Source organism: Rhodopirellula halodulae (genome assembly GCF_020966775.1).
Taxonomy (GTDB): Bacteria; Planctomycetota; Planctomycetia; order Pirellulales; family Pirellulaceae; genus Rhodopirellula; species Rhodopirellula halodulae.
Genome location: NZ_JAJKFV010000029.1, coordinates 739,747 through 766,041, shown reverse-complemented (window position 1 = coordinate 766,041; position 26,295 = coordinate 739,747). Strand labels below are relative to the sequence as shown.

The 26,295-nt window shown below is 55.6% G+C and carries 24 protein-coding genes and 1 tRNA gene; 11 read left to right on the top strand and 14 right to left on the bottom strand.

What is annotated here, in order from left to right; all coding sequences use genetic code 11:
• The first annotated feature begins 110 nt into the window (after positions 1–110).
• The gene (locus tag LOC70_RS15780; RefSeq protein WP_230254970.1) at positions 111–1,058 is read left to right on the top strand and encodes a DUF6263 family protein; all 948 of its coding nucleotides are present in this window, start codon (positions 111–113) and stop codon (positions 1,056–1,058) included.
• 110 nt (positions 1,059–1,168) lie between these two features.
• Here the strand turns inward: LOC70_RS15780 and LOC70_RS15775 are convergent, their stop codons facing one another.
• The 3 genes from LOC70_RS15775 to LOC70_RS15765 are packed head-to-tail and all read right to left on the bottom strand — an operon-like array spanning position 1,169 to position 5,355.
• Positions 1,169–3,868, bottom strand: coding sequence for an ABC transporter permease (locus LOC70_RS15775; protein WP_230254969.1), 2,700 nt, complete (start codon positions 3,866–3,868; stop codon positions 1,169–1,171).
• Positions 3,849–4,904, bottom strand: a complete 1,056-nt coding sequence (locus tag LOC70_RS15770; RefSeq protein ID WP_230254968.1) for an ABC transporter ATP-binding protein — start codon at positions 4,902–4,904, stop codon at positions 3,849–3,851. The genes LOC70_RS15775 and LOC70_RS15770 overlap by 20 nt, the downstream gene beginning before the upstream one ends.
• A complete protein-coding gene (locus LOC70_RS15765; RefSeq protein WP_230254967.1) occupies positions 4,897–5,355 on the bottom strand; it encodes a GntR family transcriptional regulator in 459 nt (152 codons plus the stop codon). Before LOC70_RS15765 ends, LOC70_RS15770 begins: the two co-directional genes overlap by 8 nt.
• 251 nt (positions 5,356–5,606) lie before the next feature.
• Between LOC70_RS15765 and LOC70_RS15760 the strand changes: the two genes are divergently transcribed.
• The 4 genes from LOC70_RS15760 to ilvE all read left to right on the top strand — a co-directional run bounded on the left by LOC70_RS15760 (position 5,607) and on the right by ilvE (position 9,559).
• Positions 5,607–7,160 carry a lipopolysaccharide biosynthesis protein gene (locus LOC70_RS15760; RefSeq protein ID WP_390889049.1) on the top strand — a complete coding sequence of 518 codons (1,554 nt, stop codon included), beginning with the start codon at positions 5,607–5,609 and terminating at the stop codon, positions 7,158–7,160.
• A 142-nt stretch (positions 7,161–7,302) separates the two neighbouring features.
• Entirely contained in the window at positions 7,303–7,821 is a 519-nt protein-coding gene (locus LOC70_RS15755; protein ID WP_230254965.1) for a 3-hydroxyacyl-ACP dehydratase FabZ family protein, read from the top strand.
• The gene (locus tag LOC70_RS15750; protein ID WP_230254964.1) at positions 7,818–8,651 is read left to right on the top strand and encodes an SDR family oxidoreductase; all 834 of its coding nucleotides are present in this window, start codon (positions 7,818–7,820) and stop codon (positions 8,649–8,651) included. Before LOC70_RS15755 ends, LOC70_RS15750 begins: the two co-directional genes overlap by 4 nt.
• Before the next feature lie 50 nt (positions 8,652–8,701).
• Positions 8,702–9,559, top strand: coding sequence for a branched-chain-amino-acid transaminase (ilvE, locus tag LOC70_RS15745; RefSeq protein ID WP_230254963.1), 858 nt, complete (start codon positions 8,702–8,704; stop codon positions 9,557–9,559).
• Positions 9,560–9,592: 33 nt separating this feature from the next.
• Here ilvE and LOC70_RS15740 read toward each other — a convergent pair whose 3' ends face one another.
• The gene (locus LOC70_RS15740; RefSeq protein WP_230254962.1) at positions 9,593–10,027 is read right to left on the bottom strand and encodes a DUF1499 domain-containing protein; all 435 of its coding nucleotides are present in this window, start codon (positions 10,025–10,027) and stop codon (positions 9,593–9,595) included.
• A gap of 82 nt (positions 10,028–10,109) precedes the next feature.
• Between LOC70_RS15740 and LOC70_RS15735 the strand changes: the two genes are divergently transcribed.
• The gene (locus LOC70_RS15735) at positions 10,110–11,429 is read left to right on the top strand and encodes a replication-associated recombination protein A (RefSeq protein WP_230256165.1); all 1,320 of its coding nucleotides are present in this window, start codon (positions 10,110–10,112) and stop codon (positions 11,427–11,429) included.
• Between the two features lie 35 nt (positions 11,430–11,464).
• On the opposite strand, the gene LOC70_RS15730 is transcribed toward LOC70_RS15735, so the two are convergent.
• From LOC70_RS15730 to LOC70_RS15715, 4 genes are all read right to left on the bottom strand, one after another.
• Positions 11,465–11,692 (bottom strand): hypothetical protein, encoded by a 228-nt coding sequence (locus LOC70_RS15730; RefSeq protein WP_230254961.1) that lies wholly within the window; start codon positions 11,690–11,692, stop codon positions 11,465–11,467.
• 94 nt (positions 11,693–11,786) lie between these two features.
• Positions 11,787–13,544: a TlpA family protein disulfide reductase gene (locus LOC70_RS15725; RefSeq protein WP_230254960.1), complete on the bottom strand. Its 1,758-nt coding sequence runs from the start codon at positions 13,542–13,544 to the stop codon at positions 11,787–11,789.
• A gap of 416 nt (positions 13,545–13,960) precedes the next feature.
• Positions 13,961–14,176, bottom strand: a complete 216-nt coding sequence (locus LOC70_RS15720; protein ID WP_230254959.1) for a hypothetical protein — start codon at positions 14,174–14,176, stop codon at positions 13,961–13,963.
• Positions 14,177–14,444: 268 nt separating this feature from the next.
• Positions 14,445–14,828 (bottom strand): hypothetical protein, encoded by a 384-nt coding sequence (locus tag LOC70_RS15715; RefSeq protein WP_230254958.1) that lies wholly within the window; start codon positions 14,826–14,828, stop codon positions 14,445–14,447.
• Positions 14,829–15,110: 282 nt separating this feature from the next.
• Between LOC70_RS15715 and csrA the strand changes: the two genes are divergently transcribed.
• Together csrA and LOC70_RS15705 are read left to right on the top strand one after the other, a co-directional pair.
• On the top strand, positions 15,111–15,323 hold the full coding sequence (gene csrA / locus LOC70_RS15710) for a carbon storage regulator CsrA (RefSeq protein ID WP_230254957.1): 213 nt from the start codon (positions 15,111–15,113) through the stop codon (positions 15,321–15,323).
• Between the two features lie 163 nt (positions 15,324–15,486).
• A tRNA-Glu gene (locus LOC70_RS15705) sits at positions 15,487–15,559 on the top strand.
• Positions 15,560–15,639: 80 nt separating this feature from the next.
• On the opposite strand, the gene LOC70_RS15700 is transcribed toward LOC70_RS15705, so the two are convergent.
• Entirely contained in the window at positions 15,640–16,974 is a 1,335-nt protein-coding gene (locus LOC70_RS15700; RefSeq protein ID WP_230254956.1) for a hypothetical protein, read from the bottom strand.
• 110 nt (positions 16,975–17,084) lie between these two features.
• Between LOC70_RS15700 and LOC70_RS15695 the strand changes: the two genes are divergently transcribed.
• The gene (locus LOC70_RS15695) at positions 17,085–17,504 is read left to right on the top strand and encodes an RrF2 family transcriptional regulator (protein WP_230254955.1); all 420 of its coding nucleotides are present in this window, start codon (positions 17,085–17,087) and stop codon (positions 17,502–17,504) included.
• 7 nt (positions 17,505–17,511) lie between these two features.
• Here the strand turns inward: LOC70_RS15695 and LOC70_RS15690 are convergent, their stop codons facing one another.
• From LOC70_RS15690 to LOC70_RS15670, 5 genes are all read right to left on the bottom strand, one after another.
• A complete protein-coding gene (locus tag LOC70_RS15690) occupies positions 17,512–18,990 on the bottom strand; it encodes a DUF2201 family putative metallopeptidase (protein WP_230254954.1) in 1,479 nt (492 codons plus the stop codon).
• Positions 18,987–20,081, bottom strand: coding sequence for an AAA family ATPase (locus tag LOC70_RS15685; protein WP_230254953.1), 1,095 nt, complete (start codon positions 20,079–20,081; stop codon positions 18,987–18,989). Before LOC70_RS15685 ends, LOC70_RS15690 begins: the two co-directional genes overlap by 4 nt.
• 70 nt (positions 20,082–20,151) lie before the next feature.
• The gene (locus LOC70_RS15680; protein ID WP_230254952.1) at positions 20,152–20,853 is read right to left on the bottom strand and encodes a hypothetical protein; all 702 of its coding nucleotides are present in this window, start codon (positions 20,851–20,853) and stop codon (positions 20,152–20,154) included.
• A complete protein-coding gene (locus LOC70_RS15675) occupies positions 20,850–21,608 on the bottom strand; it encodes an exodeoxyribonuclease III (RefSeq protein WP_230254951.1) in 759 nt (252 codons plus the stop codon). Before LOC70_RS15675 ends, LOC70_RS15680 begins: the two co-directional genes overlap by 4 nt.
• 8 nt (positions 21,609–21,616) lie before the next feature.
• Positions 21,617–22,315, bottom strand: a complete 699-nt coding sequence (locus tag LOC70_RS15670) for an AIM24 family protein (RefSeq protein ID WP_230254950.1) — start codon at positions 22,313–22,315, stop codon at positions 21,617–21,619.
• 277 nt (positions 22,316–22,592) lie between these two features.
• On the opposite strand from LOC70_RS15670, the gene LOC70_RS15665 reads away from it, so the two are divergent.
• Positions 22,593–25,256: a tetratricopeptide repeat protein gene (locus LOC70_RS15665; RefSeq protein ID WP_230254949.1), complete on the top strand. Its 2,664-nt coding sequence runs from the start codon at positions 22,593–22,595 to the stop codon at positions 25,254–25,256.
• Positions 25,253–26,170, top strand: coding sequence for a DUF4159 domain-containing protein (locus LOC70_RS15660; protein WP_230254948.1), 918 nt, complete (start codon positions 25,253–25,255; stop codon positions 26,168–26,170). Before LOC70_RS15665 ends, LOC70_RS15660 begins: the two co-directional genes overlap by 4 nt.
• Positions 26,171–26,295 lie beyond the last annotated feature (125 nt).

Here is a 26,295-nt window from a genome sequence, read left to right as displayed (position 1 = left end):
CGTGATGATCCCGTGGCGAAAGATTCCACTGGCGTTGTTTTGCCGATTTTGATATCGGCGACTCACGCGAACCATTTGCCTCACCCGATTTCAGGACGGAGCCTGCACTCATGTCGTTTCGAATCCCCACCAAGTCCCGTCGTCTCGCACTGATTGGCCTGACATGCTTGGGATCAGCCGGCATCGTTTCGTCACCCAGCGCCGTCTGGTCGGAAGAGCGTTCCGTTCTGGAAACCTCGGGCAACGAGAACAACCAAACCTATACGCTGAAGCATTCTCTGCAGCCCCAACAGACGCTTCGCTACAAGGTGACGCACATCGCGAAAACAAAAACGCGTATTAATGGGTCGGAAGAAATCGCCAACGTGCACACCACCAGCAATCGAGCTTGGCAAGTTGCCGACGCCTCGGAAAAGGAAATGACCTTCGATCACTCGATCGAATCCGTCGCGATGACCCAGCAAAGCGGTGAAGCCGAAGAAGTCCGCTGGGATAGCACCTCCGGTGAAGACCCACCCAAAATCTTCAGCGTCGTTGCATCACAAATCGGCACGCCTTTGGCCACCGTCACCATCAACTCGCAAGGGCAAGAGGTTCGACGCGAAGATCATGCGGGAACCAAGTCGTCGTTGGGAATGGGATCGCTGGCGCTCGCACTGCCCGACAAGCCCATCAAAATCGGCGAATCATGGGCCGTTCCGTCCGAAATCCAAGCTCGAACCGAAGACGGATTCGTCAAACAAATTAAGATTCGCCAGCTCTACACGCTGAAGAAAGTCAAAGCGGGCGTTGCGACCTTGAGCGTCAAAAGTGAAACGTTGACGCCCATCGAAGAAGAATCACTTCGCGCACAAGTCATCCAGCAACTGAGCAACGGCACACTGCGTTTCGATGTCGACAATGGTTACCTGCTCAGCAAAGAGCTGAATTGGGATGAGTCCGTCGTGGGCTTCCAAGGCCCAGGAAGCATGATGGAATACCGAGCCAAAATGACAGAAGAACTGCTGCCGGAAGACAGCCCCACTTCGGTCGCCACCAAAAAAGACAGCAAACGCTGAGACACACAGCTGAGGCTACAGCCTAAACCACCAAACTGTCGCTCGGTGGTCTCCACCGAGCATTAAGGCAGAAGGCGACCAGGCCACGTTGGCTCTTATTCGAACTCAAGCTACTCACGCAACTCGTCGGCCATCTGCCGCAGTTCGTCAATGAGAAGCTCTTGCTCTTGATAGAAAATCGGTGCCCGCGGCGGGGACGCATACTCGTTGCCGGCGAAAATCGACGCCGCGTCTTTTCGATTCCGCAATAGCTCTCCCCAGATCCCGCGAAGCGCCACCAGCTCCCGATCGTCCCAACGACGGAGCCCGCTTCGCAGTTGATCCAAAGTCTCCCGAACGGCGACATCGAGTTTTCGCGTGAACCGTTTTCTTTCGATCCCCATCCGATAAAGCGGATCGTCCAAATCGGCAGATAAAAAGTACTTCTCATTGCCCAGTTGGCGTGTCGACCAGCCTGCCCATTCAGCGTTTTGAAAACGCTGCCAAGCACTTACCAAGGATCGTTCTCTTCCTTCACGCCGAAGCTGTTCGTCGCATAATTCATCGACAACATGCACAAAGACTTGCTGGTCCAGAAAATCCTCTTCTCCAAACGGCGATGCTGAATCACTGAATAAGTTTTGTTCATATGCGACTTGCCTGAGCCCAGCGATCACAATCCATTCGTTTGACTCTGCGTTGCCGAGCAGTTCCTCCAAAACGGCAAACTCCATCGACTGCTCACGAGTGATCCGCGTCCACTTGGCGGCGACCTCCAAAGCTTTTCTTCTCAGTGGTCGCCAGTTCAATAGACCGTAGGGCACCACACCGTAGTACCTGCCATTGACATAGGCCTGAGGACGACCGTGCTTGACGGAGATCGGCGTGTCAACGCACAAACCGTACAGCTCAGCCTGCGAGACATGCTCCCCCATGGACTTGTCCGCACTCAGCTCGGCATCCAACTGCGTGTCCAGTTTCCGAAAACGCTCGGCCGAACTCTCGTAGCCATAGTTGATCACACGGTTTGCCCAATATTGATTTGGCTGCAACCGTACCGTGTATTTGATCGCAGACGCCTCCGTTGGACCAACTCGCGGAAACTCCGAACTCAACATGTTCTTCTTGAGGGGAGCATCCATCTGTTCGAGCGGGTAAACATCGCATTGCAGACGAACATTCCGCGTGCCCGGCAACGTCATGTACGCCGACTGATAATCGTCAAACGAAATGGGCTCGATTTGATACCCCAACATTTCGTTTCGCCAACGCGGCATCTCGGCGGGAGTTGTCCACCAGCGATGCCAAAAGATGCAACCGCACATCACTCCCAACGCCAGAAGGCAATAGGCAAGCCCCCGCCCCCAAACCGCGACCGACGAAGCACCTTGCATCACAAAGGGTGTCAAACGCCAAGTCGCGAAAAGCAGTATTGCCGCCGCGATCCACAAAAGGCTGACGTACCCCTGGTAGAGACCAAACAGCCCAAAGGCCGGCAGCATCCACAGCAGTGCAACGACTGGAGCCCCAAAGAAAGCCAACGATGGACGACGTCCCCACTGCCCAGTCAACACACCTAGAACAAACAGCATGCACTGTACAAGGATCGCCCAGACAAACGCCTGCGTCCCATACGCTTGAAAGTGAGGCGGTCCAAAATGCCATCGGGATGAACTGACAAATGGCAATGCCAACGCCAACACAAGAGCCATGCTTCCGGTGGGAATCAAACGCGTCAGCCAAATCAGAGTCGCAGGCCATCCTCGATCCGCAAAAAACCCTTGCCGGCATCCACGGCGGTCGCCATGAAAGGTTGCGACACCCAGCACGAGCAACATCATTGGCCAAGCCAACGCGAAGAGTGGCTCCATAAAGTTCGACCGCGGATCGGCGATCGACAACAGAATGGTTCCAAGAAGCAAGATTAACGCGGCCCCGAGCACCATGCGAGTTTGTCGAAGTTGCTGCCACAAAAGAGCCCTCATTCGGCTGGGTTTCCCGTGCCAAGCGACCTGAACCACGGTGGGTTGATACGCCTGCGCAATGATCGGTGCTTGCCATTTCGCATCGCTGGTGCCTGCCAATCGTCGCCTGGCCAAACCAACAACGGCGGCGGACAGCACTCCAGTGAAAACAACGGCCAAACCGAGCAACAGAGCTCGCTGCGACGCATCGGCTTCGAGAAACGTGCTGCCGTTTCGAAATGGCGTGTCAATCAACTCAGCGACCAACGCATTCCATAGCAGTGTCACTCCCAGGATGAAGGGCAACACCAACAACACCGACCCGATGGGATTGCGTACCAACAACGCCGCGACCCAACCGCATAGCAATAACCCGACGCTGTAAGCGAGCAATTCGATCAACGATTCCATCCCGTTTATCGTGGAAACACGTTGCCAACTCCATCCGCCGCGCAAGACCACGTACGACAGAACAAAACACGCTGTCGCCAACAACAAAGCGAAAAACCAAGCAGCGAATCCCACCAGCATCTTCGACAGCAAAACTTGCCACCACTTCACCGGCAGCGTCCTCAACCAATCCAAGGTTCGCTCTTCGTTTTCTGTCCCCAGCGACATCGGCGGCACACCCAAAGCCACCAAATTGGGAACCAGCACCCATAACACCGACAGCGTGATCAAATCGGGATCCGCAACCGGATCGACCGACGAACGCAGCACTGCCAAACCGTACAACGCGAGAATTCCAATCGCCGCCGCGATCGCCAGCGGCTTCAACATCTGAAAATCTTTCCAGATCAAATGCGACATTCGCGATCCAGTTGGACGCAAAGCAACTCGCGAGTAATCATCCAATGCTGTGGCCATGGTTCACCTCCGGACGAAGACTGGATGCGGAACGTTCATCGCTGATCGGCTGACCGCACACGGCGATGAAGACTTCTTCGAGCGTTGGGACACTGACATGGAATTGACGCACACCGTCGCTCTCATCCCAATGCAAATCACCGACCTGCTGCCAATCTGTGATTACCCATCGTCTTTGGCGGCCGTTGCTGGTTTCGCTCAACACTCGCCCGGGAAGATCAGGCGATTCCACATGCGCGTCATCCATCGTCGCGGTCACGATCCGCGTGTGTTCTTTCAAGTCAGCCATGGACTGAACCAGCTTCACTTGACCGCCATGGACAATCGCGACCATATCGGCCACGCGCTCCACTTCATTGATGTGGTGGCTGGAAAGCAAAACCGTTCGTCCTTCCGCCGCGCGATCGACCATGGACTCCAAGAACTGTCGCCGTACCATCGGGTCCAATCCGCTGGTGGGCTCATCCAAAATCAATAACTCCGGGTCGTGGGCGGTTGCCAATGCGAGAGCGACTTTGGCACGCTGTCCTTTGCTCATGGATTTGATCTTGGTCCCCGCAGGAACCTGAAATTCCTCGATCAATTCTCGATACCGAGGAATGAAACCTTCGTCATAGAAAGCACTGACAAACCATCCAATCTCCGGCGGAGTCATCCATTCATAGAGAGCCGGGGCATCGCTGACGTATCCGATTCGCCTGCGGATTTCCTCTGAGTTGTTTCCGCAATCGTGGCCAAGGATTGATGCGGAGCCATCATCAGGCTTTTGAAAGCCCGTCAGGATACGAATCAGAGTGGTCTTGCCCGCCCCGTTTTCCCCCAACAAGGCGAACACCTTTCCGGCAGGGACGTTCAAACTGACGCCGTGCAACGCAACCTTGTTCCCGAAGCGTTTGCTCACGCGGTCCACGCGAATGATGTCGTGCGTGTGGCTTGCGTTTCCTTCGACTCCTCCTCTGTCTGTCGAATGAGAGACCTCGTCCCGGTACTGATCGGATTCGATGGTTTCTCGCCGCATGGCGTTGACTTCACTCATGGCTCGACTCGTTGTTGGAGGACGAAGCGACGATCTCGTGATCCGTCGATGAAGAGTTGGCCTCAGCGGCCGACCGGCTTAAACGAGCAAGCTCGGTTTCGAAGAGTTCACGCAATTGATCAGGCGACATCCCGCCCGCAATTGCGTCGGCGAGCGCACGACGCACGCCTTCGCCCACAAGGTCATCACGCGCCGACGTGCAGGCCTCGATGGCATCCCGACGCACCACCATCCCACGCCCGCGCAGAGGTTTCAGGATTTCCTGCGTCTGGAGTTCGCGGTAGGCACGAGCAATCGTGTTGGGATTCAGTGCGATGTCGCGAGAAAGCTGACGCACGCTGGGCAGCATTTGGCCACCCACCAACGTGCCGTCCGCGACGGCGAGTTTGACCTGACGCACGATCTGCTCGTAGATCGGAACGTCGCTGGCAGCATCAATGGAAAAGAACATTCGCGTCTCCCGTGGCAAAGTTCGGCGAACCGGACACCCTCCGAACCTGTGTGCTATCACGATAGCACACACAGCGATTCGGTCAATCATTTTCGACAAAAAACCGATCGAACCGGAAGAATCGGAACTCGAACCGGACAGAAAGCCACTGTTTGGCTAGGGCACAGCGAGGTGAACAGAATGGTGCCTATCTGCGAGCCAAACTCCAGCAACCACGGGATCTTCGCCTCCGACACTTTCACGCGTTTTCGATGTCGACCGCCAACTCCACCACCGAATCCGCGTCCCCGAGCAAAGCATTTCGAGTCGACTCTTTGGCAATCGGAATGGTGGTGATGCTGGCGATGACCGTTCTGGGTCGCGGCATCGGATTCATTCGCGGGATGGCCTTTTGTCGCTTGATGGACGACACCGATGTGGGCCGATGGTCCATGGCATTCGGGTTCATCACGCTGATCACCCCCGTGATGCTGCTCGGCATCCCTGGCGTCCTGCCGCGATTCACCGAACACTTCCGACGCCGAAGGTCCCTGACCACCTTTGTCCGCCGCATTGCGATCGGCACACTCGCCTGCACCAGCATTTTCGTCATGACCATGTTGGCGATCCCGCAGTGGTTTGGGTGGATTGTTTTCTTGCAACCGCAAGACAACAGCCTGATCTACGGAGTCGCGGGAGCCGTGGTCGGAATGATCCTGTACAACTTTGTCAGCGATCTGAACGGATCCCTTCGCCAAGTGCGAATGGTTTCCTGCATGCAATTCATGCAAGGCGTCGGCTTCACCCTACTGAGCGTCGCCTGGTTGCTTTCGGGTGGTGACTTCACCGGCGTTGTGTGGATGTTCGCCGCTTCTTGCTTGCTGGCATGCATCCCGGGCGGTTGGTCGCTCGCCCGAAGTTGGTCGTCGGCACAAGACATCACGGACCTAGAGATCACCTCTACTGAACCAGAAACCCCGCAATCTTTTGGCGTGTGGGACATGATCCGGCGTCTGGCTCCGTATGCGACAGCGTTATGGTTGATGAATCTGATCGGCAATCTCTTCGAGCTATCTGATCGCTACATGATCTTGCACTTCATTCCCGCGACGGAAACGGTGTCCGCTGAATTGGCCGGTCAGGCCGCCGTGGGACAGTATCACTCCGGACGAATCATCCCAATGCTGCTTCTCAGTTTGGGAACGATGATTGGTGGCGTGATGCTGCCGTACCTTTCAGCCGATTGGGAAGCCAAACGCATTCGCGCTGTCCAAGATCGCTTGCGAGACGCACTGCTGATCGTTTCCATCATCTTCACTGCCGGCAGCGCCGTCGCAATTCTGCTGGGGCCTTGGATCTTTGGGGTCTTGCTGCAAGGCCGATACACGGACGGACTGACCTTGATGCCGATGGCGTTGTGCTTCTGCACTTGGGCGGCATTGGTGACTGTTGGACAGAACTACTTGTGGACGGTCGAAAAGGGCAAGTGGGTGCCCGTCGCGATGGCGGCCGGGTTGACCAGCAACTTACTCCTGAACGCTTGGTTGCTGCCGATCTACGGTTTGCAAGGCGCGGTGATCGCAACGATGTGCTCACACGGGGTTGTCATGACCGGGGTTTGGTTGGCCATGATTGGCTGTGGCTATCGAGCCGACCTGACGATGCTGGTTTTGTCGCTGCTGCCGTTGACGCTTCTGACATCTCCCGCCGCCGCATTCTGCCTGGCAATCCTGATCGCCGCGGTCGCCTTGTACGATGAAACGACACGAAATCGCTGGCTGCAGAACGTACCAGAGAGACTCCGTGAGCGTCTTTCCTGGACCTGACACATTCGAATTCCGCGACATTCAGAGTGAGCGGCACCCCGCGGCGCGAACCCGGCGGCGTCACAACCGCACTTGAAGGGTGCAAAACACGGTTTCTCTCGTGACGAAACCCTTTTCCGCGGCCTTGACGATCGCCCCAAAAATGGCGTTTGATACGGGGATGAACACACCCAACCAATCCGACGCCGAGTCGACAGAATCGTCCGCCTTCGGTCCCGCTGAAATCGAAGCCAAGATTCCGCATCGTTCGCCCATGCGGTTGCTGGACGAAGTGGTCGAGATGACGAACGACACGTTGCACGCGAGAAAAACGTTTTCGTCCGACGACTTCTTCGTGCAGGGGCATTTCCCGAACCACCCCATCGTTCCCGGGGTGATTCAGTGCGAATGTTGTCTGCAGGCCGGTGCGATCTTGCTTGCCGAGCACACACCGGAAGTGGGTGAGTTCGTTCCGGTGGCGACTCGTATGGACAGCGTGAAGTTCAAAAACATGGTGCATCCCGGCGATACGGTGGACATTCATGTGACGCTGAAAGAGCGACTGGCCAATGCGTTCTTCCTAACTGGCAAAATGCTGCTCAACGGCAAAGTCACCACCCGGCTTGAGTTCGCTTGCAGCATCACTCAACCCACGCCCGCCAATTCGGACGCGGCATCATGAGCAGCGACTCTTCTGCTCCGCTTGACTTTCTAGGAATCGCCGGCAAGACGTTCCTGGTCATGGGCGTGGCCAACAAAAAATCCGTCGCCTTCGCAATCGCCAAACAGATCGAACAAGCCGGTGGCGAAGTGATCTACGCGGTCCGCAGCGAAACTCGCCGAGAAAGCCTGGGCAAGCTCCTGGCCAATCGACGATTGATCGTGTGCGATGTCGAACGCCAAGAGGACATCGACGCGCTCGCCGCGGAACTTGGCAAAGACGATGTCGAGCTGGCGGGACTGGTACACTCCATCGCGTTCGCCGACTACAGCGAAGGCATGCGACCGTTTCACGAAACGACACGTCGACAATTTTTGCAGGCCATCGATATCTCGGCTTATTCCCTGGTTGCGGTTTGCAATGCATTGAAAGATCGCTTTGCGAGCGACGCGAGCGTGGTCACCATCGGTATCAGCACCACTCGGATGGCCAGCGAAAGCTACGGTTTCATGGCACCGATCAAAGCCGCGTTGGAATCGTCGCTGGCGTTCCTGACCAAATCCTTCAGCCGCTTCAGCCAAGTCCGTTTCAACGCGGTCGCTGCGGGTCTGCTGAAGACAAGTGCTTCGGCCGGCATTCCGGGCTACGTCGATTCGTACCTGTATGCCGAACAAGTCATCCCTCGCGGCAAGGCCGTCAGCACCACCGAAGTCGCCTCCACCGCAACATTCCTGCTGTCGCCTCGCAGCAGCGGCATCACGGCCCAATCGATCGTGGTCGATGCCGGGATGTCCATCAATTACTTTGATGCGGACGTGGTCGGAGCGGTCACCAACGCATCGGTCGACTGAGTCGTCGCCCAACCCAATCCATCGAACCTTTTCAACACTGAGTCACGGGCATGCCCCAAGCCATCTACATCAACGGTGAATACTTCTCTCGCGAAGACGCCAAAATCAGCGTCTACGACCACGGACTGTTGTATGGCGACGGTGTGTTCGAAGGCATGCGAATCTACTCCGGCAAAGTGTTCGCTCTCGCAGATCACATGACGCGACTCTACGAGAGTGCTCGCGCGATCATGCTTGAGATTCCGATCGACATCGACAAACTGACCAAAGACGTCGTGGAAACAGTTGCCAAGAACGGCCTGACCGAAGGATACATCCGATTGGTCGTCACGCGTGGCGGCAACCAACTGGGCCTCAATCCGTTTGCTTGCGAAGACCCACAAGTCATCATCATCGCGGACACGATCTCGCTGTACCCCGAGAAGTTCTACACCGAAGGCTTGGAACTGATCACCGCATCGACGATTCGCAATCACCCCGCGGCACTCAGCCCCCGGGTGAAGTCACTGAACTACCTCAACAACATCATGGCCAAGATCGAAGCCATCCGGGCCGGATGCATCGAAGCCGTGATGTTGAACACCAAAGGCGAAGTTGCCGAGTGCACCGGAGACAACATCTTCATCGTGCGAGGCGGTCGCCTGATCACCCCACCGATCGATGCCGGCATATTAGAAGGCATCACCCGCAACACGGTGATCGATCTGGCTCGCGAAAACGGAATCGAAGTCGCCGAAGAAGCCATGACACGCCATGACATCTTTGTGGCCGACGAATGCTTCCTCACCGGAAGTGCCGCTGAAGTGATCCCAGCGGTCAAACTCGACGGCCGAGTCATCGGTGACGGCAAGCCCGGTCCGATGACGCAAAAGCTCAACGCCGCTTTCCGCGAATTTGTGGCTCGCTGAGCCGACGCGAATCAGCGACATATTCCCGGCGGATCAATCCATTCCCTCAAACGCTTCTCGAAAGTGTTTGAGGTTGCGTGGGTTCTGACCGAGGTCCCCTTTTCCCACGCGTGATTGGCTCTCGGCGTCCACTCGCGTGATGACCGAACCATCCGCGTTCGTCACTTCCGTCAATCGAACGTGAATGTCATCCACGAACCGCATGATCGCCGTGCGACGAGTCAGGTGCATCAATTGCGAGTCGGCCCCCTCCTCGACAGATTCCAACTGCCAGGCGGACTCCTCATCCAACCATTCTTCGATTCGCTGACGCACCTGCGAGACCGGTTGCGATAACTCCAGCGGACGCATGGCTGGGTCCTTGGCGGACTCCTCCCACTCGGCATGATTGTTGGTCCAGTCACGTCCCCAATCATCGACGAGCGTCGCCACTCGTGCGACAATCGCCAACGTGACGGCTCCTGCCACGGCTGCTCCCACCATTGTTTTTCTCGCTCGTTTTGTCAGCCGCTTGGTGCTTGGCTGATCCCCTGAAACTGTCATGTCGACCATGGACTTGTTTGCTGATCAAGAAGCCGACCACCTGTTCGCCGCTCAACCACTGGCGGCTCGAATGCGGCCGCAAACGTTGGCTGAATTCGTCGGTCAGCACCACATCGTAGGCGAAGGGAAACTACTTCGTCGATTGATCGCCGCGGGCCGAGTCGGATCGATCTTGCTGCATGGACCTCCGGGCACCGGCAAGACAACGCTTGCTCACTTGATCGCATCGGAGCAGGGCAGCGAGCTGGTCACACTCAACGCGATCAGCAGCGGAGTAAAAGACGTTCGCGAAGTCCTGAGCAAGGCACGCGATACCGTTTCCACGGGAGGCAAACGTCCGCTGCTGTTCATCGATGAGATTCACCGATTCAACAAATCACAACAAGACGCTCTGCTGGCCGATGTTGAGTCGGGTATCATCTCGCTGATCGGAGCCACGACCAGCAATCCCTATTTCGCAGTCAACGCGGCACTGATCAGTCGCAGCCAATTGTTTGGGCTCGAACCGGTCTCGTCGGAAGACATGCAGCAACTCCTCCGCCGTGCACTCACGGACCGCGACCGAGGTCTCGGCGATCGTCGGGTACAGGTGGACGAAGATGCGATTGAATACCTGGCCGCGGCGGCCGACGGGGACGCTCGCAAAGCATTGACCGCATTGGAGGTCGCTGTTCAAAGCCACGCTTCGGCCGATGCAACGATCACACGCGATGACATCGCCGAGTGCATGACAAGCACCATCTCGGGTTACGACGCAACCGGAGATGACCATTACGACCTCGCCAGTGCGCTGATCAAAAGCATCCGTGGAAGCGATGTCGATGCCTCGTTGTATTGGCTGGCTCGAATGCTAGAAGGTGGAGAAGACATTCGTTTTCTCTGTCGGCGATTGGTGATCCTGGCCAGCGAAGACATCGGCAACGCGGATCCTCAATCATTGGTGATCGCGGTCAGTGCCATGCAGGCGTGTGAGATGATCGGATTGCCTGAAGCACAACTCACGCTCAGCCAAACCGTCGCTTACCTCAGCCTGGCACCGAAGAGCAACTCCGCCACCAAAGCCATCAGTGCAGCGCGTCGCGACGTGCGAGAACGCCAGGTCATTCCGGTACCCAAAATGCTTCGCTGCGGCCACTACACCGGTGCCGAGGCCCTCGGTCACGGTGACGGATACAAGTCCGCACACAACACCGAAGAAGGCGTGGCTGAGCTCGACTACTTGGGCGTGGATCGTCGCTACTACGAGCCCGTCGACCGTGGGTACGAATCGGAACTCAGCACACGCCTGAAAGAAATTCGCAGACAACTTGGCCGCGACAGTGAATGATGGATGATCGCCTCTGCTGAACAGCGATGATTGGATCAAAGCCAATCGAGCCGGGTGATCCTGCGAAGACGGTCTTCGAAGTTGCCGAGCAAACCGCCCACCATCACCCACTCGTGTTGGGTTCGAAGCTCAATTTCACCGAACTTGTTGATCCGCAAAATGGAGTCGCCGTTGACGCCAGCTTCGTGCAATTGCCCCATGTCGATTTCGCCTTCGTTGATGACATCCAACAACGATTTGCCGGTGAGTTCGATGAATTGCATGGTCGCAACCTAGCAGACAGTGACGAGGAGAAACCGGCACATGGCTTTGAATGCTCTTCCGCCACGTGAAGCTTGCCGGTCCAACCAGCTTAATTCACTGCAACAAGTTTTCGACAATCAGCGTCAAATCTCGGCCAGAAAATTCGATCGCCGCCACTTTGCCTTCCTGGTCAATCACGGCCACAAATAGCAGTGAAACAACGCCAAAACGGTAGGCAGTCGGATTCGCGATTTTCGCATTTCGGTCGGAAACACTTCGAAAACTTGGAAAGTCAATTTTCTGCCGAGCTTCAAACGCCGGAACATCTGTCGACTGCTCGTCTAGGTTCACTCCGACAATCGCGACTTGATCGGGATACTGACGCACGATTGATTTCAGCCCGTCCACCACCATCAATGAATCTGGATAGGCAGCGGACCAAAACGGCACCAAGACAACCTTTCCTCGATAATCCGCCATCGAGAGATCGTCGCCTTGGGTGCTCGAAAGCTCAGGATCGAACGCCTCACCGATGACAGAACGACGATTTTCGCGAGCTTGAATTGCCGTTCTCGCTTCCCGTCCTCGATCATCCTGAAGCGATGCAAACTGTTCTTCCAGAACTTCGTAAGTGGCAGTCGCCAAGTCTTCGCGTCCGACCGTTTCCGCTTCCAAGCTGGTGCCCGCCAAGAACTGAGTGGTCAACAAATCAGGCTGCTCTTTCGCAACCGTTTCAATCGCTTGCTTCCAATCCGCCGCTGCGACTTTCGATTGTCCGGAAGCAACGCCTTCGTTGGCTTCTTCGATGACTTGCTGCATCATGCTTTGCACGCGCTGCATCGCTTGGCTCATTTGCATACTCGGTCCCGCAACCTGTCGGGCCATGTCCGCGAAAGTTTGATCTTCGGTATCAACGAAGACCTCCAAGATCAATTCGCGAACGCGTGACGCTTCATCGAGGTGTTCGAATTGCATCAGAGCGTCTTTGGCTTGCCCCATCACCATCAACGCGGCAGCATCGGGATCCGCGCTGGATTGTGCAAGGGTTTCGATCTGCGAAACGACCTTGTTGGCGGCGTCAGTCTTTCCGTTGCGAACTTCTTCAATCGCGAAACCAATCAACACGAGGCGGCTGTCCGATCGCACCTCCGCGTCCTCGTCATCCTTCCATTCTTCCGCCAGTTTCTGCAACTGCTCCGCCGCCTTCAAATCACCTAGGGATGCGAGGTGCGACAAGGACTGCAACTCACCGCGTCGACCGATGGCGCGATCCTTCTCACTGGAGTCGGCATGCTCGATCAACCTGCGAGAGGCCTCTTCTTTCAACGTCACAATCCACTTCAATTGCTGAAACGCCTTCGCAGGGTCCTCGATTCCGGATTGCCCGTTATTGATCATTCGCAATTCAACGTCGGCCTCAGAAAGGAACGTCTTCAACTGGGTCGGAGACATGTCACGAGCCAACTGCTTTTGTTGAGATCCGACGGAATCGGCAACGCGAAGCGGAGGTTGGACGGACTGCTCCGCTGGGTCAGTGGCTGCTGGCGATCCACTCGCATTCATTTCGATCGAAGAACGACCAGTTTCTCCATTGCCAGATCCATCATCGCCCGACCTCTGGGCGTTTCCGCCATCGGCAATCAGCGTTGACGTGTCGCCGTCGAGCGATTGCATGGCCGATGACTGACTCGATGAGCCATCGCCCGTCGGTTCAGACGTCGAGGAGGATGCATCATCCGCTGCGGCCGTTTCAGAGCCCGGCTCGGGTTGCCGCGTGCAACCGGGAAAAAGCAACAAAGCAATGAGCGTCAGGCTGCACAGCAACGCACTTGGGAAACCGGCACAACGACACAAACCAGAGAATTGGATCATCCAATGTCATCCTTGAGAAAGAGAAGATGACATTCTAGCGGTCAACGATGCAGTTCAAAGCACCATCGACGAGACCGCTGAAAATTCGCCCACCGAAAAGCATTCGCCTCGGTCAAAGAGACGCGGCGTACAAGCGGTCGATATTTGGATTTAGAAAGAGAAAAGCAAACGAATGGCTAGATCATTGCCCAGACGATCGTCGAGAGTGGGTCCGGTGCCCTCGTCGCACCACTCTCGATCAAACCATTGTTTGATTCCATCGCAATGAACGATGGATCACCCCAAGGTCAATGCAGGCCTGTCGAAAAGACGATCGACTAATTTGCAAACCTTGGGCGAGCCCACCAGTGAGTTCCTGATTCGGTTCGAAACCAGGAAATCGCGGCGACTCCGAAGCGTGTTTTTGCACTCTCGAATCAAGCTGCGGTGTGCTCGGTGGTCAACGCATCCAACAGATCGGCGAACCGGGTATTAGCTTCGCGGCGACGACGCAGACGCTCAGCAACACTCCAGCTGCTGCGAATCTTCATCACGCGACGAGTGATCTCCGCATCGGACGGCAAAGTCTCATTTTGCGATACGGCTGAGACCATCGAGACGTTTTCAACGGCGGGCATGGTTTCGGTCAACATGGCATTTCTTCCTGAAACATGATGGTGAGGTTGTGCTGGCACCACGATGACGCCGGTGCCATTCTTCCTGCCTCCGTTGGAGGCCTTGGCGTCTGATGGGGCCTTAATGCAACCACCGCGCCAAAACTCTCAAAATCTGAAAAATCGTTTCGATTGTTTCAGGTCGAACCACCGCATCACGTTCAAAACCAAGCGTTTTGCCTTGCAGAACAAGACATGCCAATCAAACAATGATCGCGAGGACCGCGAAGATCTGATGTCGAAACGATCAGCCAACTGCCTTCGGGTGAACTTCTTTCTCAAAGGTTTGTAAATCTTGCCATTCGCGTTCGGGTAACCGCATCAGTGAAACGGAGCCATTGGGCTCGAGCGCCGCGAACAAGGCTTTCAATTGCTGAATCAGTTGAATTCGCCCTTCGTCAGATGAACCGCGGCCGTGCAGATCCACGTATTGGATGGTGTCCCCGTTGTCGTAGACCGTCCCATCAATCTGCCAGCCCTGTTTTTGATTCGCCCAGGTAAACGAACCATCCCACTCGAAAAACAGTCCTTGTAAATGCTGCAATTGCTCGGCAAAGGATTCCATCGAGACCGAAAAGGCCCCTCGTTCTGGGGAATAGACGTAAGCCTGGAAAGAAAAAGTAGAGGTCATCGTGGAGAAATTCGCGAATTGAGTTGGAATCGTATCGAGAACGCGACACACTGTATTTGCTAGCAAATCAAACAATTTCACCGTCTCGCACCCCTCCGCAAAGTGACGGGTGCAAGATTTTTCAGCGTTTGTCAACCCGGATTTCCTTGACCGTGCAGGTTTTTGTCCTAGAGTTGATGGACCAAGGATCTCTGTCCGTACTCCCTTCCACATCTGTCCACTACTCGTTGTTGATTAGGCAGATGTACCCAGAAGGCAGGCGGCCGCAAAAAGGAATGAGCCATGTTGGTACTCTCGCGTAAGAAAAACGAAAGCATTGTCATCAATAACGATATCAAAATCGTTGTGGTGGAAATCCGTGGAGACAAAGTCCGCCTGGGTGTGGAAGCTCCTCGCGAGGTGCCCGTTCATCGTCGTGAAGTTTACGACGCGATCCAGCGGAACAATCAGGCCGCCGACGCCAGCGCGCCGGCTGATTCGAATGACGTTTCTTAAGCGTCACTTCGCCACCTTGGACGTCCCGAAAGGTTGCACAGACCTTCTCGTAAGTTTTTTGTGATTGCAACATAAAACAAACGTCGGGCACCCTTGACGCCCAAACCCGATCTTGGTTTGATACTCGCCTCGTTGGCACGCCAGCTTTGTTGGCAAACCGACCGGCCCCTTCGTCTAGCGGTCTAGGACATCGCCCTTTCACGGCGGTAACACGGGTTCGAGTCCCGTAGGGGTCACTTCGCCAGTGACGGCACCAAAACAAAAGCCCGTTGAGCTATTTGCTCAACGGGCTTTTTTCGTTCGATGATGATGGACTTCACTCGCTGGACGACTGAAAGTCCGGATGGGTGGCTCGAAGGATCTGCAAAATGTCCTGCCGCATGACACTGGTCAGATGCTGGTAAGTCTCCGATTGATCCTCGCCACTCAAAATCGAATGGAGCTTCTCTAGAACGCGTTTGCGAACCTCCTCTGGCAATCCGTGAAAGCTATCCGAATAGATCAGATAGCTGCACGGATAACGGAACAGTCTCGTTTCCAGATCCAATTCCCGGAGCGAACGTTGCTGGTCATCCTTCGGCCCCATCGCTTGGAAGCCTTCCGCGAAACCGGACGTTCCCGCGACCGCATCGGTCAGCGGGAATTCGTCGCACATCAGTAGATAGCGAAGCACTCGATCAGCGGACGAATCGATTCGCCGATTCGCGCTCTCGCTGATGAAATCCTTGGGTCGCTCAAGCAACTCATTCATCTGAAACGACTGATGCAGTGCTTGCCGAGTCTCGAAATTCGCAGCGGTCAAAGCGTTGTGCATCTGCGTCTGATGCTCCAACACCATCAACGCCACGATGTCGCTGTGCGGCGTGAGATAGGAGGACGTGCGGAAGTAAGAATCCAACCCGGTCTGGTTCGCCCCGCTCTCACGATCGAACTCATGCGGCTCGCCAGAGCAAATTACATTGCCCATGTGCCGCATGGATCCATGATTGCCAGTGACATACCAACCTCCCCATCGCTCTTCGAACTGGCTGGTGTGATCGGTGGTGAAGGTTCCACTGCCCAGCTTGGGACGCCCCGCCGCATCGGCGAAAACACTTCGCACCAAGAATCCAGGCACGTTTTGCGTTCGTGATGAAGCGTGACAGGAGAGACATCCTCCACGATCGCGAACAAACTTGGGCTCTTGCCCATCGTCTTGCGACAAGGTGTAGAAGATTGCTCCCTGTTTCGGATCCGTCGACGCGAATTCCAACACGTCTCCGTTTTGGCAATAACCAACGTAGACATCGTCGTTGAAATACAACGCACGGGGCCTCCGCGGCGAAATCCGATGCAGTTGCAAACTGGTTTTCGAAAACACCAACGTCTGTGAACTCAGTGGAATGTCCAACGCATTCAAAACCGACGGCAGATAGCCAAACTCCGGATCGGATTCCAGCTCCAGCGTCCCTTCTTCGATTCGCTGAGCCAATTTCGCCACCGGGTCGTGGACTTCCGCATTCAGATAATCGATCGGTGGTCGCTCAAAATCAGCCTGCGCCCAAACGGTCGCTGGCAACAAGAACAATGCTGCCGCGAAAACGGTGCAAACCCAGGCCGGCGCAATCAAAAACGGCATTGGCTCAGGATCGATGTGGTGGCGAGATATCATCAGCGGTTTGCTCGGGTGAGAGTTCCTGCCTAAACTTTTCTTTGTATACCTAACTGTACAGAATCAATATCTGCACTTCAATATGCAGATTTTAACTAATCTCGATAAATATGCTTTCAAAAACCGCCGAATACGCTCTCCGTGCCGTCGCCTGCATGGGCAGCCAACCAGGAAAACCGGCGTCGGCGGACCACTTGGCGGAACAAACCAAAGTCCCCAGACGCTACCTGACGCGAGTTCTGCAGGACCTCGCAGCGGCGGGATTGGTTCAATCACGCCCGGGCCCCGGCGGTGGTTACGAACTGTGCGTCGCGACAGACACGCTGACCATTTTGGATGTGGTCAACACCGTCGCACCCGTGGAACGAATCAAGTCGTGTCCGCTGGGTTTGAAATCCCACACGGAACTCTGCCCGCTGCACGCGGAATTGGATCGCGTTTACGCCGCCACGGAAGAAGCCTTTCGCGGTGTGACCATCGACGACCTGGTCAATTCCGCCAGCCCGATCTTGCCGCTCTGCGAAAGCTGACGATCAATCAACGCGACGACGGACCGATCATTCGTGACGGCTTGAGGAACGCCGTCTTGCCGATCGGACGCAGAGCCGACGCCGAGCGACGAAATGCGGCTTGCGTGTTGAACAACCACAGCACTCGAGTGCGTGTATTCGACGACTTTCGCAGCACGGGAGAGTCTCCATCGGTGAACACCACCACTCCGTCATAGCTTCGGTGCTCGTTCAAGAACGCGGTGACGCAATTCAGATCCGTTCCGCCGCGTCCCGTGACCTGCACGTCGCGACGTGCGGCACGAAAGGTCATGGGCTGACAGCGCACCTCGGTATCGAACCAGATCACATCCACCGAACGGATGCCGTACTGAAAGAAACGATTGACGATCGAGAAACCATTTTCCAAGTCGCGACGACTCATCGAACCAGATACATCCACCGCAAACAGCAGACTGGTTGTGAAGTCATAGCGACTTCCCATCTGAGCGAACCCATAGCGTCGGCTGGGACGCATCCGCGTCAGTTTCCGGTCAACCGACAGAACACTTTGCCGGAACTGTCGAAGCACAGCCCGATAATCCAATGGCGGCCGCAACGTCGCCCGCAACTGTTCTTGAGCATATCCCGGCAACGTTCCCCATCCGCCGTTCTCCGCCGCCTCCGCGACGGTCGCTTTGATCTCCTCGTGCAGCAGATCATCGGAATCCCATTGGTCAGCGTTTTGCGTTCCGGTTTGTGCCGGATCGATATACGCTTCCAAGTCATTGCGAGTGGGCTGATCACCGGCGGCATCCGAATCGTCTTCCTTTGCCGACGAGTCATCCGGGCCAGTCGCCGCGGAAGAGCCTTCACCGCTGGAATCCTCACCCTGGTCGGACTCGCCAGCCTCCGCTCCCCCGTCAATCACGTCCGATCCGGCGGAATCATCTTCCTCCGCGTCCGACGAATCGTTGGACGGACCTGCCTGAGCTTCGCTCACCCCGGACTCGTCTAAATCCGAATCGCTTGGCTTCTCGTCGTCACGTTCCGGCTCCTCATCCGATTCACGCTGCACCAGTTGCCGGTAGTAGTATTCAAAATACTGGTGGTCGTGCGACTCATCGCCGAACGTTTCTCGCGGACGTGGCATTGGAAGCTTGCTGCGAAGGCATTCTTGCACGGTCAGATTGCTGGCGGCGTAAGACAGCTCCGTCTTCGGTTGCCGACGTGCGTAGGGATGCCCCAGTAGGATCCGCATCGCTTCAAAACGAAGCACTTCGGCCAACTCGCCTTGCTTCAGCGACCGAACGAACTCGGGATTGAACTCCACCCGCCCATGAGCAACCCGAATGGTTGCGACTTCTGGTTTCGCAATCACCTCATGCAGCGTCCAAGCGGCAAACAGCAATGGGTCGACCAAGTACCAACCTTCGACCACTCGAGTGATCCGCTCGCGTGCTTTCGACTCTTGGGCTTTTGATTCCCGAGCACTGGCCTTCGATTGGATCGCCGCTTTACTGCTCACTGAATTTGGATGCCTTCGACGTATTCCGTCAGCAAGTTCATCAATTCCATCGACTCGGCAAACAGATCCATCGTCGATTCATACTTGGACTGGTCCGTCATGGAAACGAAGTGTGCCACCACCTCATCCAACTTTCGCTTGCGCAGCAGCTTCAAATAGCTCAACAGAGCTTTGAGCGACTTGGTTCGATCGGATCCCTCGTACGGATCGCTGACCAAGTGCATCATCAGCTTCTCGTTCAGCATCAGTAGCTCACTCAATGACATCTTCTCGATGACCTTGCGATGCTTCGAAAACTGCAACAACACTTGGTCAGGTGTCACGGGCAAACGCGAAGCCAGGCTGCGACGGAAAGCCATCGCGGCGGGTGACCCCACCACACCCGCCACCAACTTGATGTGCAGTGGCCCGATCGAATCCACTCCATCAAGAATGCTTGAAACGCGAGCCCAACCGCGACGGTCGGGTGTCTTCACCAAACCTGACATCGCGTCGACGTCTTCGTTGCCCGGTGCCGATCCTTCACCGTCCAAGAACTGCGGTTGCTGCTGAATGAATGAAGTGACACGGTCATCCACTTCATGTTGCTCGGCCCACAGCAACCAATCCTCCACCGTCGGCGCGAACTGATAGAGATTGAATCGCGAGACCAGGGCGGGGTCCAAATCGGTGAGCTGGTACTCGTCGCCTTCATTCACGGCGGAGATGATCACGCTGCCTTCGGGAAGACGTTTCCCCGCGAGCGTTTTGTTCAGCGCAAGCTCCATGACCGATTGCAGGATCTCCGGCCGCGCCCGGTTCAGTTCATCCAAGAACAGAACGATCGGTTCGTCGTCAACCGGCCACCAAAACGGTGGCAAGAACTCGCTGCGACCGGTCGCCTCGTCTTTGTGCAACAAACCGATCAAGTCGCCGGGATCACTCATCTGCCCCAGAAAGAACGGCACCACCTTCATCCCTCGAGCCGAGAAATGATCGGCGATGATCTGTGATTTCCCGATTCCATGCTTACCGACCAACATGATGTTTTGGTCGGGAGGCGTGATCTCGAGCAATTGAAGCAACTCGTGGACGTCAACTCGAACAGCCAAAGGAACATCTCATCGTTGTGGTGCAAAGACTCAATCGTGGCTTCGTTCACTTTCGCTGCGAACAATCGCCTCACTCATCATGACGAATCCATTCGGTTCGCCAATCGGCCTGCATGAACCCGATCATCTTGAATCGCAGCCCGTCGTCGTACAGCGACCGAAGCGTACGAATGGTTTGCTGCAACTGCGGCAGCACCTTTTCAAACCGCGTGAACGGAATATGAATCTCGATCATGTGCTGACCGGACAGCTTCACGAAGAGCTTCAGCTTTTGGGTGTCCATGCTGGTCGCGAAATCAAATTGTTCCTCCTTGGCCAGTGCCTTGACCCTCGCCACGATCGCTTTGGACTTCATTGAGCGGACTTTTTCGCGTTTGGCCTCTCCGGCCCGGCGTTTGACGTAACGCCTCAGCACCTCCGCGACAAAACTCTCCAGCTCCGAGAAATCGCTGACCAAGGCGGTGACCTCGCGATTCAGTCGACCAAAAACAAAGAGCAATTCGCCTTGCTGACTGCGTTCCAAACGCAGCTCGTCGGATCGGTAATAGGTCCTTGATTCATTCGGATCGGGAATGGTGAACCGGACCCATGTCGGCGATCGAGAATCTCGATCACCGGGATGGTTGGTCAAACGAACGCCCTCAATTCGCTCGAGCTTGCCCCGCCACTCCTTGATCAACGCGGCGCGTTGAGCGGGATCGATCTCAATCGGCGATTCTTCCGAGAAGTGATCTCGAAACAACTTTCGAACGGAAGGCAGCGGCAGTTTCACTTCAACGTCAACTCAACAGGGCAATGATCCGATCCATGGATCTCGCATCGAATCTGAGCATCCGCCACGCGATCCCAGAACTTCTTCGCCACCCAAAAGTAATCCAAACGCCAGCCGATGTTTCTGGCTCGGGCGTCGCTGCGATACGTCCACCACGAATAATGCCCTGGCCCCTCGTGAAATTCGCGAAACGAATCGATGAACCCCGCGTCTGCAACCGCGTCCAAGCCCGCCCGTTCTTCGTCGCTGAACCCGGCGTTCTTGCGATTGGCTTTCGGGTTGGCCAGATCGATTTCTTTGTGGGCACAATTGACATCGCCACAAAACAACACCGGTTTGCGACGATTGAGTTTCTTGACGTAGTCCAGAAAAACTTCATCCCACTGCATGCGGTAATCCAAACGAGCCAATCCACGTTGGGCGTTCGGCGTGTAGACATTGACCAGATGAAAATCTTCGAACGTGGTCGTCAGAACGCGACCTTCGTTGTCATGCTCTTCCAGGTCCAGTCCTTTGGTGACTTTGGTGGGTTTCACTCGGCTCCAAGTCGACACGCCGGAGTAACCTTTCTTGGTCGCGGGATTCCATTCTTGGTGGTAGCCCAACTCCTCCGCCCAAGCCAGATCGACTTGTTGGGGTTCAGCCTTGGTCTCCTGCAGACACAGCACATCCGGCTGCTCGGCTTCCACAAATTCGCGAAAGCCTTTGTTCATTGCGGCGCGGATGCCGTTGACATTCCATGAGATCAGTTTCAACGTCTCGATCAACCTTGGTTTTGGAACACGACCTCTTCGTAGGGTTGAACCACTACGAAACCATGTCCTTGGAAAAGAAATTGCAATGACTCGCCAGAGCCTCGGCCCAACATCGTTTTGAACTGGACGTCGGTTTTAAGTTCCGGCTCCAACTGTCCGGACCAAAGCACAGTCGCATTTGGATCGGTGACCACGGGCTGCTGAGGCGTGACCGGCAACGTGATAGGATCGTAGTGGCTGGTCACCGCTACCATTCCCGTGCCCTCCAAGCGAATGTTGAACAAGCCGCCCGCCAACATCGCGGTCATCTTCTTCATCATTTTGATGTTGTAGTTCAATGACATTTCGAACGCGAGGAGGTCATTTCCGTTGACGCAAATCGCCTCGTTTTGCAGCTCCAAGATCGTGATCTTCTTTCCGCTGTCAGCACAAAAGACCGATCCCTGCCCGCTGACCTTCGTCAATGCCGTGCCTTCGCCGGAGACGGCTTTTTTGAGCAGGTTACCGAGCCCCTGTGACAGAATTCCTTCGCGTTCAAAACGGACGTTGCCCGTGTATGCGATCATCGATCCCATCTTGGTCCAGACTTCGCCGTTGAGATTGATGTCGAGCATTCGATCCGACTCCAGCTCGAACAATCCCTGGTTGAGATCCTTGTCGCGAGTTTTTTCCAGGAAACGTTCGAGGGAATAACGTCGTTCGCTCATCAGAAGATCCTTCTGCAGAATTTGATACAAAACGGGGCTGAGGTCTCACGCGAGCCATCCACGCCACGGAATCCCGGATTCCGCACCATTCGCGGCATGAACCACGCTCAGGGCAGTGTAGCGATTCCTCCTGTGGAGGTCGCGATGGCAACCCCCGTGATTCCTGCGAGCCGGTTGCAGAGAGCGTAGAATCAGACATTCGACCACTTCATCGCGCCCGCCTGCGTCCCCACCCGCGAGCCCAATGTTGCTACCTGTTTTGGTGAGACCTGTATTGGTGAATGCTACCTGCTTCCAAGTTGACGAACGATGCGAAACACATCGCGATGCACAACAAGCTCAACAACTGCTTTCTCTGAACTCGGCTTCATCGGCTCAGCCTTCCAGTTGCTCTCGCCAATGGCTTGCTCGCTTGCTCCTGCTGGTCTTGCTGAGCATCATCGCATCGACACCATTCGCCAATGCCGCGAGCTACGACGAGGCAGTGCAGCAATTCCATGAAGGCCAATACGACGTGGCGGCACAAACCGCGGCCTTCGAAGTCGAACGCGGTGTCTGGAGTGAACGTTGGCCCCGCCTGCTCATTCGATGCCAAATGGTGCAAGGCGACTACAAAGATGCTTTACAAACCTATCAAGCGGCCATCCAGCGTTACCCAACCAGCATCGCGCTGCGTTACTTGGGTTTGGACGTGCTTCGGTTCAACGGCATGCAAGACGAGGTCGGACAAGCCGAAGCAGACCTGTTCAGCCAATTGCAACGCGCGTTTGCAGGCTACGTCACACGAGACAACTTGATCGCCGCGGGACGTTACTTCACCGAGCAAGGCGAAGACGCTCGCGAAGTGCTCGAAATGTTCTATGACCGCGTGCGTGATCGTGATCCGGAGTTCCTGGATGCTTATCTTGCCACTGCGGAACTGGCGATTCAAAAAGGTGACTTCCAAGTCGCGGCCAACACGCTTCAAGAGGCCCAGCGTTTGGACGAAAGAACGCCCGACCTGCATCACCTGTTAGCCCTGGCGCTGGAACCAAGCGACGGACAAGCCGCCGGTGCACAGATCCAAACGGCTCTGCAGATCAATCCTCGGCACCTTCCTTCTCTGCAGTGGTTGGCCGAAAAGGCGATCGACCGGGAACGATACGACGAAGCCAAAGACATCGCCAATCAGATGTTGCAGATCAACGTGCACGAACCTTCCGCGTGGGCTTTGATGGCTGTGGTGGCACATTTGAAAGGACAGTACGAACTCGAGCAACTAATGCGTGCGGCAGCATTGGCTCACTGGTCACAAAACGCGGATGTCGATCATTTGATCGGTCGCAAACTTTCCGAAAAGTATCGATTTGCAGAAGGTGCCGAATATCAAAACCGCGCCCTCAGCATGAATCCGTTGCACCTGAGTGCGAGCTTTCAACTAGCTCAAGACATGCTGCGATTGGGGGAAGACGAAATTGGCTGGGAGATCGCCGGTGAAGTTGCCAAAGCCGATCCCTACAACGTGGTCGCTTACAACTTGATGACTCTGAAAGACCGCACGTCGAAGTTTGAAAAGCTGCAACGAGACGGCATCCACGTTCGCATGGATGCCAAAGAAGCCAAACTGTACGGTGATGCGGTTTTGAACCTGCTCAGTGATGCGAAGCAGGTACTTTGTGAGAAGTACCAAGTCACACCGGACAAACCGGTGATCGTTGAGATTTTTCCTGAGCAAAGCGATTTCGCGATCCGTACCTTTGGTTTGCCGGGCGGGGCAGGGTACTTGGGTGTTTGCTTCGGTCGCGTGATCACGGCCAATAGCCCAGCATCGCAGGGTGAACGGCCATCGAATTGGAAGAGTGTCCTGTGGCATGAATTCTGTCACGTGGTCACGCTCGAAAAGACCAACAATCGAATGCCACGTTGGCTCAGCGAGGGCATCTCGGTGTACGAAGAGCGTCAACGCAACCCAAGCTGGGGCGAAAAGATGACGCCTCAGTACCGCTCAATGTTGCTTTCGGATGAGTTGACCCCCGTCAGCGATCTCAGCGCCGCTTTCTTGTCTCCTCCGTCAGCGATCGCGTTGCAGTTTGCCTACTTCGAATCGTCGTTGGTCGTTGAGTTCCTGATTGAGCAACATGGTCATGACGCACTGCTCGCCGTGCTCGATGATTTGGCGGCGGGAATTCCGATCAACGATGCTCTGACCCGACACACGGGTTCGCTGCAAAAGCTGGACGCTCAGTTTGACGAATATGCCAAACGGCTGGCTCATCAATACGAAGGCTTGGCCGATTGGTCGCGTGACACACTGCCCGAAAGTCGCGACCTGGCAACATGGAAGGGCTGGGTCCGCTTGAATCCCAACAACTACTGGGCGCTTCGCGAGATGGCGCGTGCGGCCTTGGAAGCCGAGCAATGGGAACAAGCCTTGGTCCCACTGACGCGAATGCAGGACTTGGGCGTGCTGACGTCCGAGCGAGACGGTCCTTTGGAATGGCTTGCCCAAACACATCGTGAGCTGGGGCAGGAACGACGAGAAATCCGCACGATCCAAGAAAATCTGGCTCAGTCCAGCGATGCTTTACCCTCCCTGCGGCGTTTCATCGACATTGGACAATCCAATGAAGACTGGGACAACGTTCTGGATGCGTCGCAGCAGGCATTGGCCATTCAACCATTGTTGCCTGAGTTTCACTTGGCATCGGCGGTCGCGGCGGAGAAACTGGATCGTCACGAGTTAGCCATTGAAGCACTCACGGCCTTGCTCGAACTGGATCCGGTTGATCCCGCTGGTCTGCACTACCGACTTGCGAAGTCCTACGACGAACAAGACGAAACCTTCCCCGCGAAACACCATGTGATGATGGCATTGGAAATTGCCCCCCGGTATCGCGACGCCCACCGCTTGCTCTATCGGCTGCATCATCCGAATTCGGACCAGGAGGAAACATCGCCATGACGGAGATTGATTCTGACAAGCAACAAACAGAAACGCACAGCCGTCCTGTTTTGGCGAAGTCCTCCATGAGAACTTTGCGGCGTTGGTTCTTGGTCACTCTCATTTTCGCGATGGGCGGCGTTGCCGTCGCGCAACGGGGCTACTGGCGAAACCGTGATCGATCGCTCCCCATGGATCGCAATGGTGTTCCCACTTGGGAGGTTGACCCAAAATTCCCCAAGGATTGCTTCACCTTCGTTCGCATCGAGTACGACTCTTACGGTGGTCGCGGACGACGCGGGGGCGGTTGCTGGACCGACTACCCCGACAGCGACTTGAACTTTTCACTGCGACTGCAACAACTGACATCGCTCAAGGTCAATCCGGATCCGGTGGTGATCCGTCTGACCGACGATGAGCTCTACGACTATCCGTTCATCTACATCATTGAACCCGGCGGATTGTCGTTCAGCGACGAAGAGGTCAAAGCTTTGCGTCGTTATTGCCTGAACGGCGGCTTCTTGATGGTGGATGACTTTTGGGGTGACTCCCAATACGAGAACATGCGTTTCGAGTTGAAACGTGTCTTTCCGGACCGCGATCCTTTTGAGCTCCCACTGTCGCACGAGATTTTCCACATCGTTTACGACTTAAAAGAAAAGCCCCAGGTCCCCGCGATCAATTCGGCCCGTCGTGGTCGTGACGGAAGCATTGGTTCATGGGAGTGGTCGTCCGACGGCAGCGACACCAGCACCCCACACTATCGAGCGATCACCGATGATGAGGACCGTATCATGGTTCTGATTTGCCACAACACGGACTTGGGAGATGGCTGGGAACGGGAAGGCGAAGACCAATGGTACTTCGACGAGTTCTCGGTCAAGAAAGCCTACCCGATGGGGATCAACATCGTGACCTACGCGATGACCCACTGAGCTGCTCCTTTCGTTCAACCTTGACCTTTGATTCAACCTTGCTCTGACACCTCGTTCATTCACTTCGCAACGGTCTTCCGTTCTTTTGACTCGTTCCTTCAACCCGATTGCACTTCATGACCACG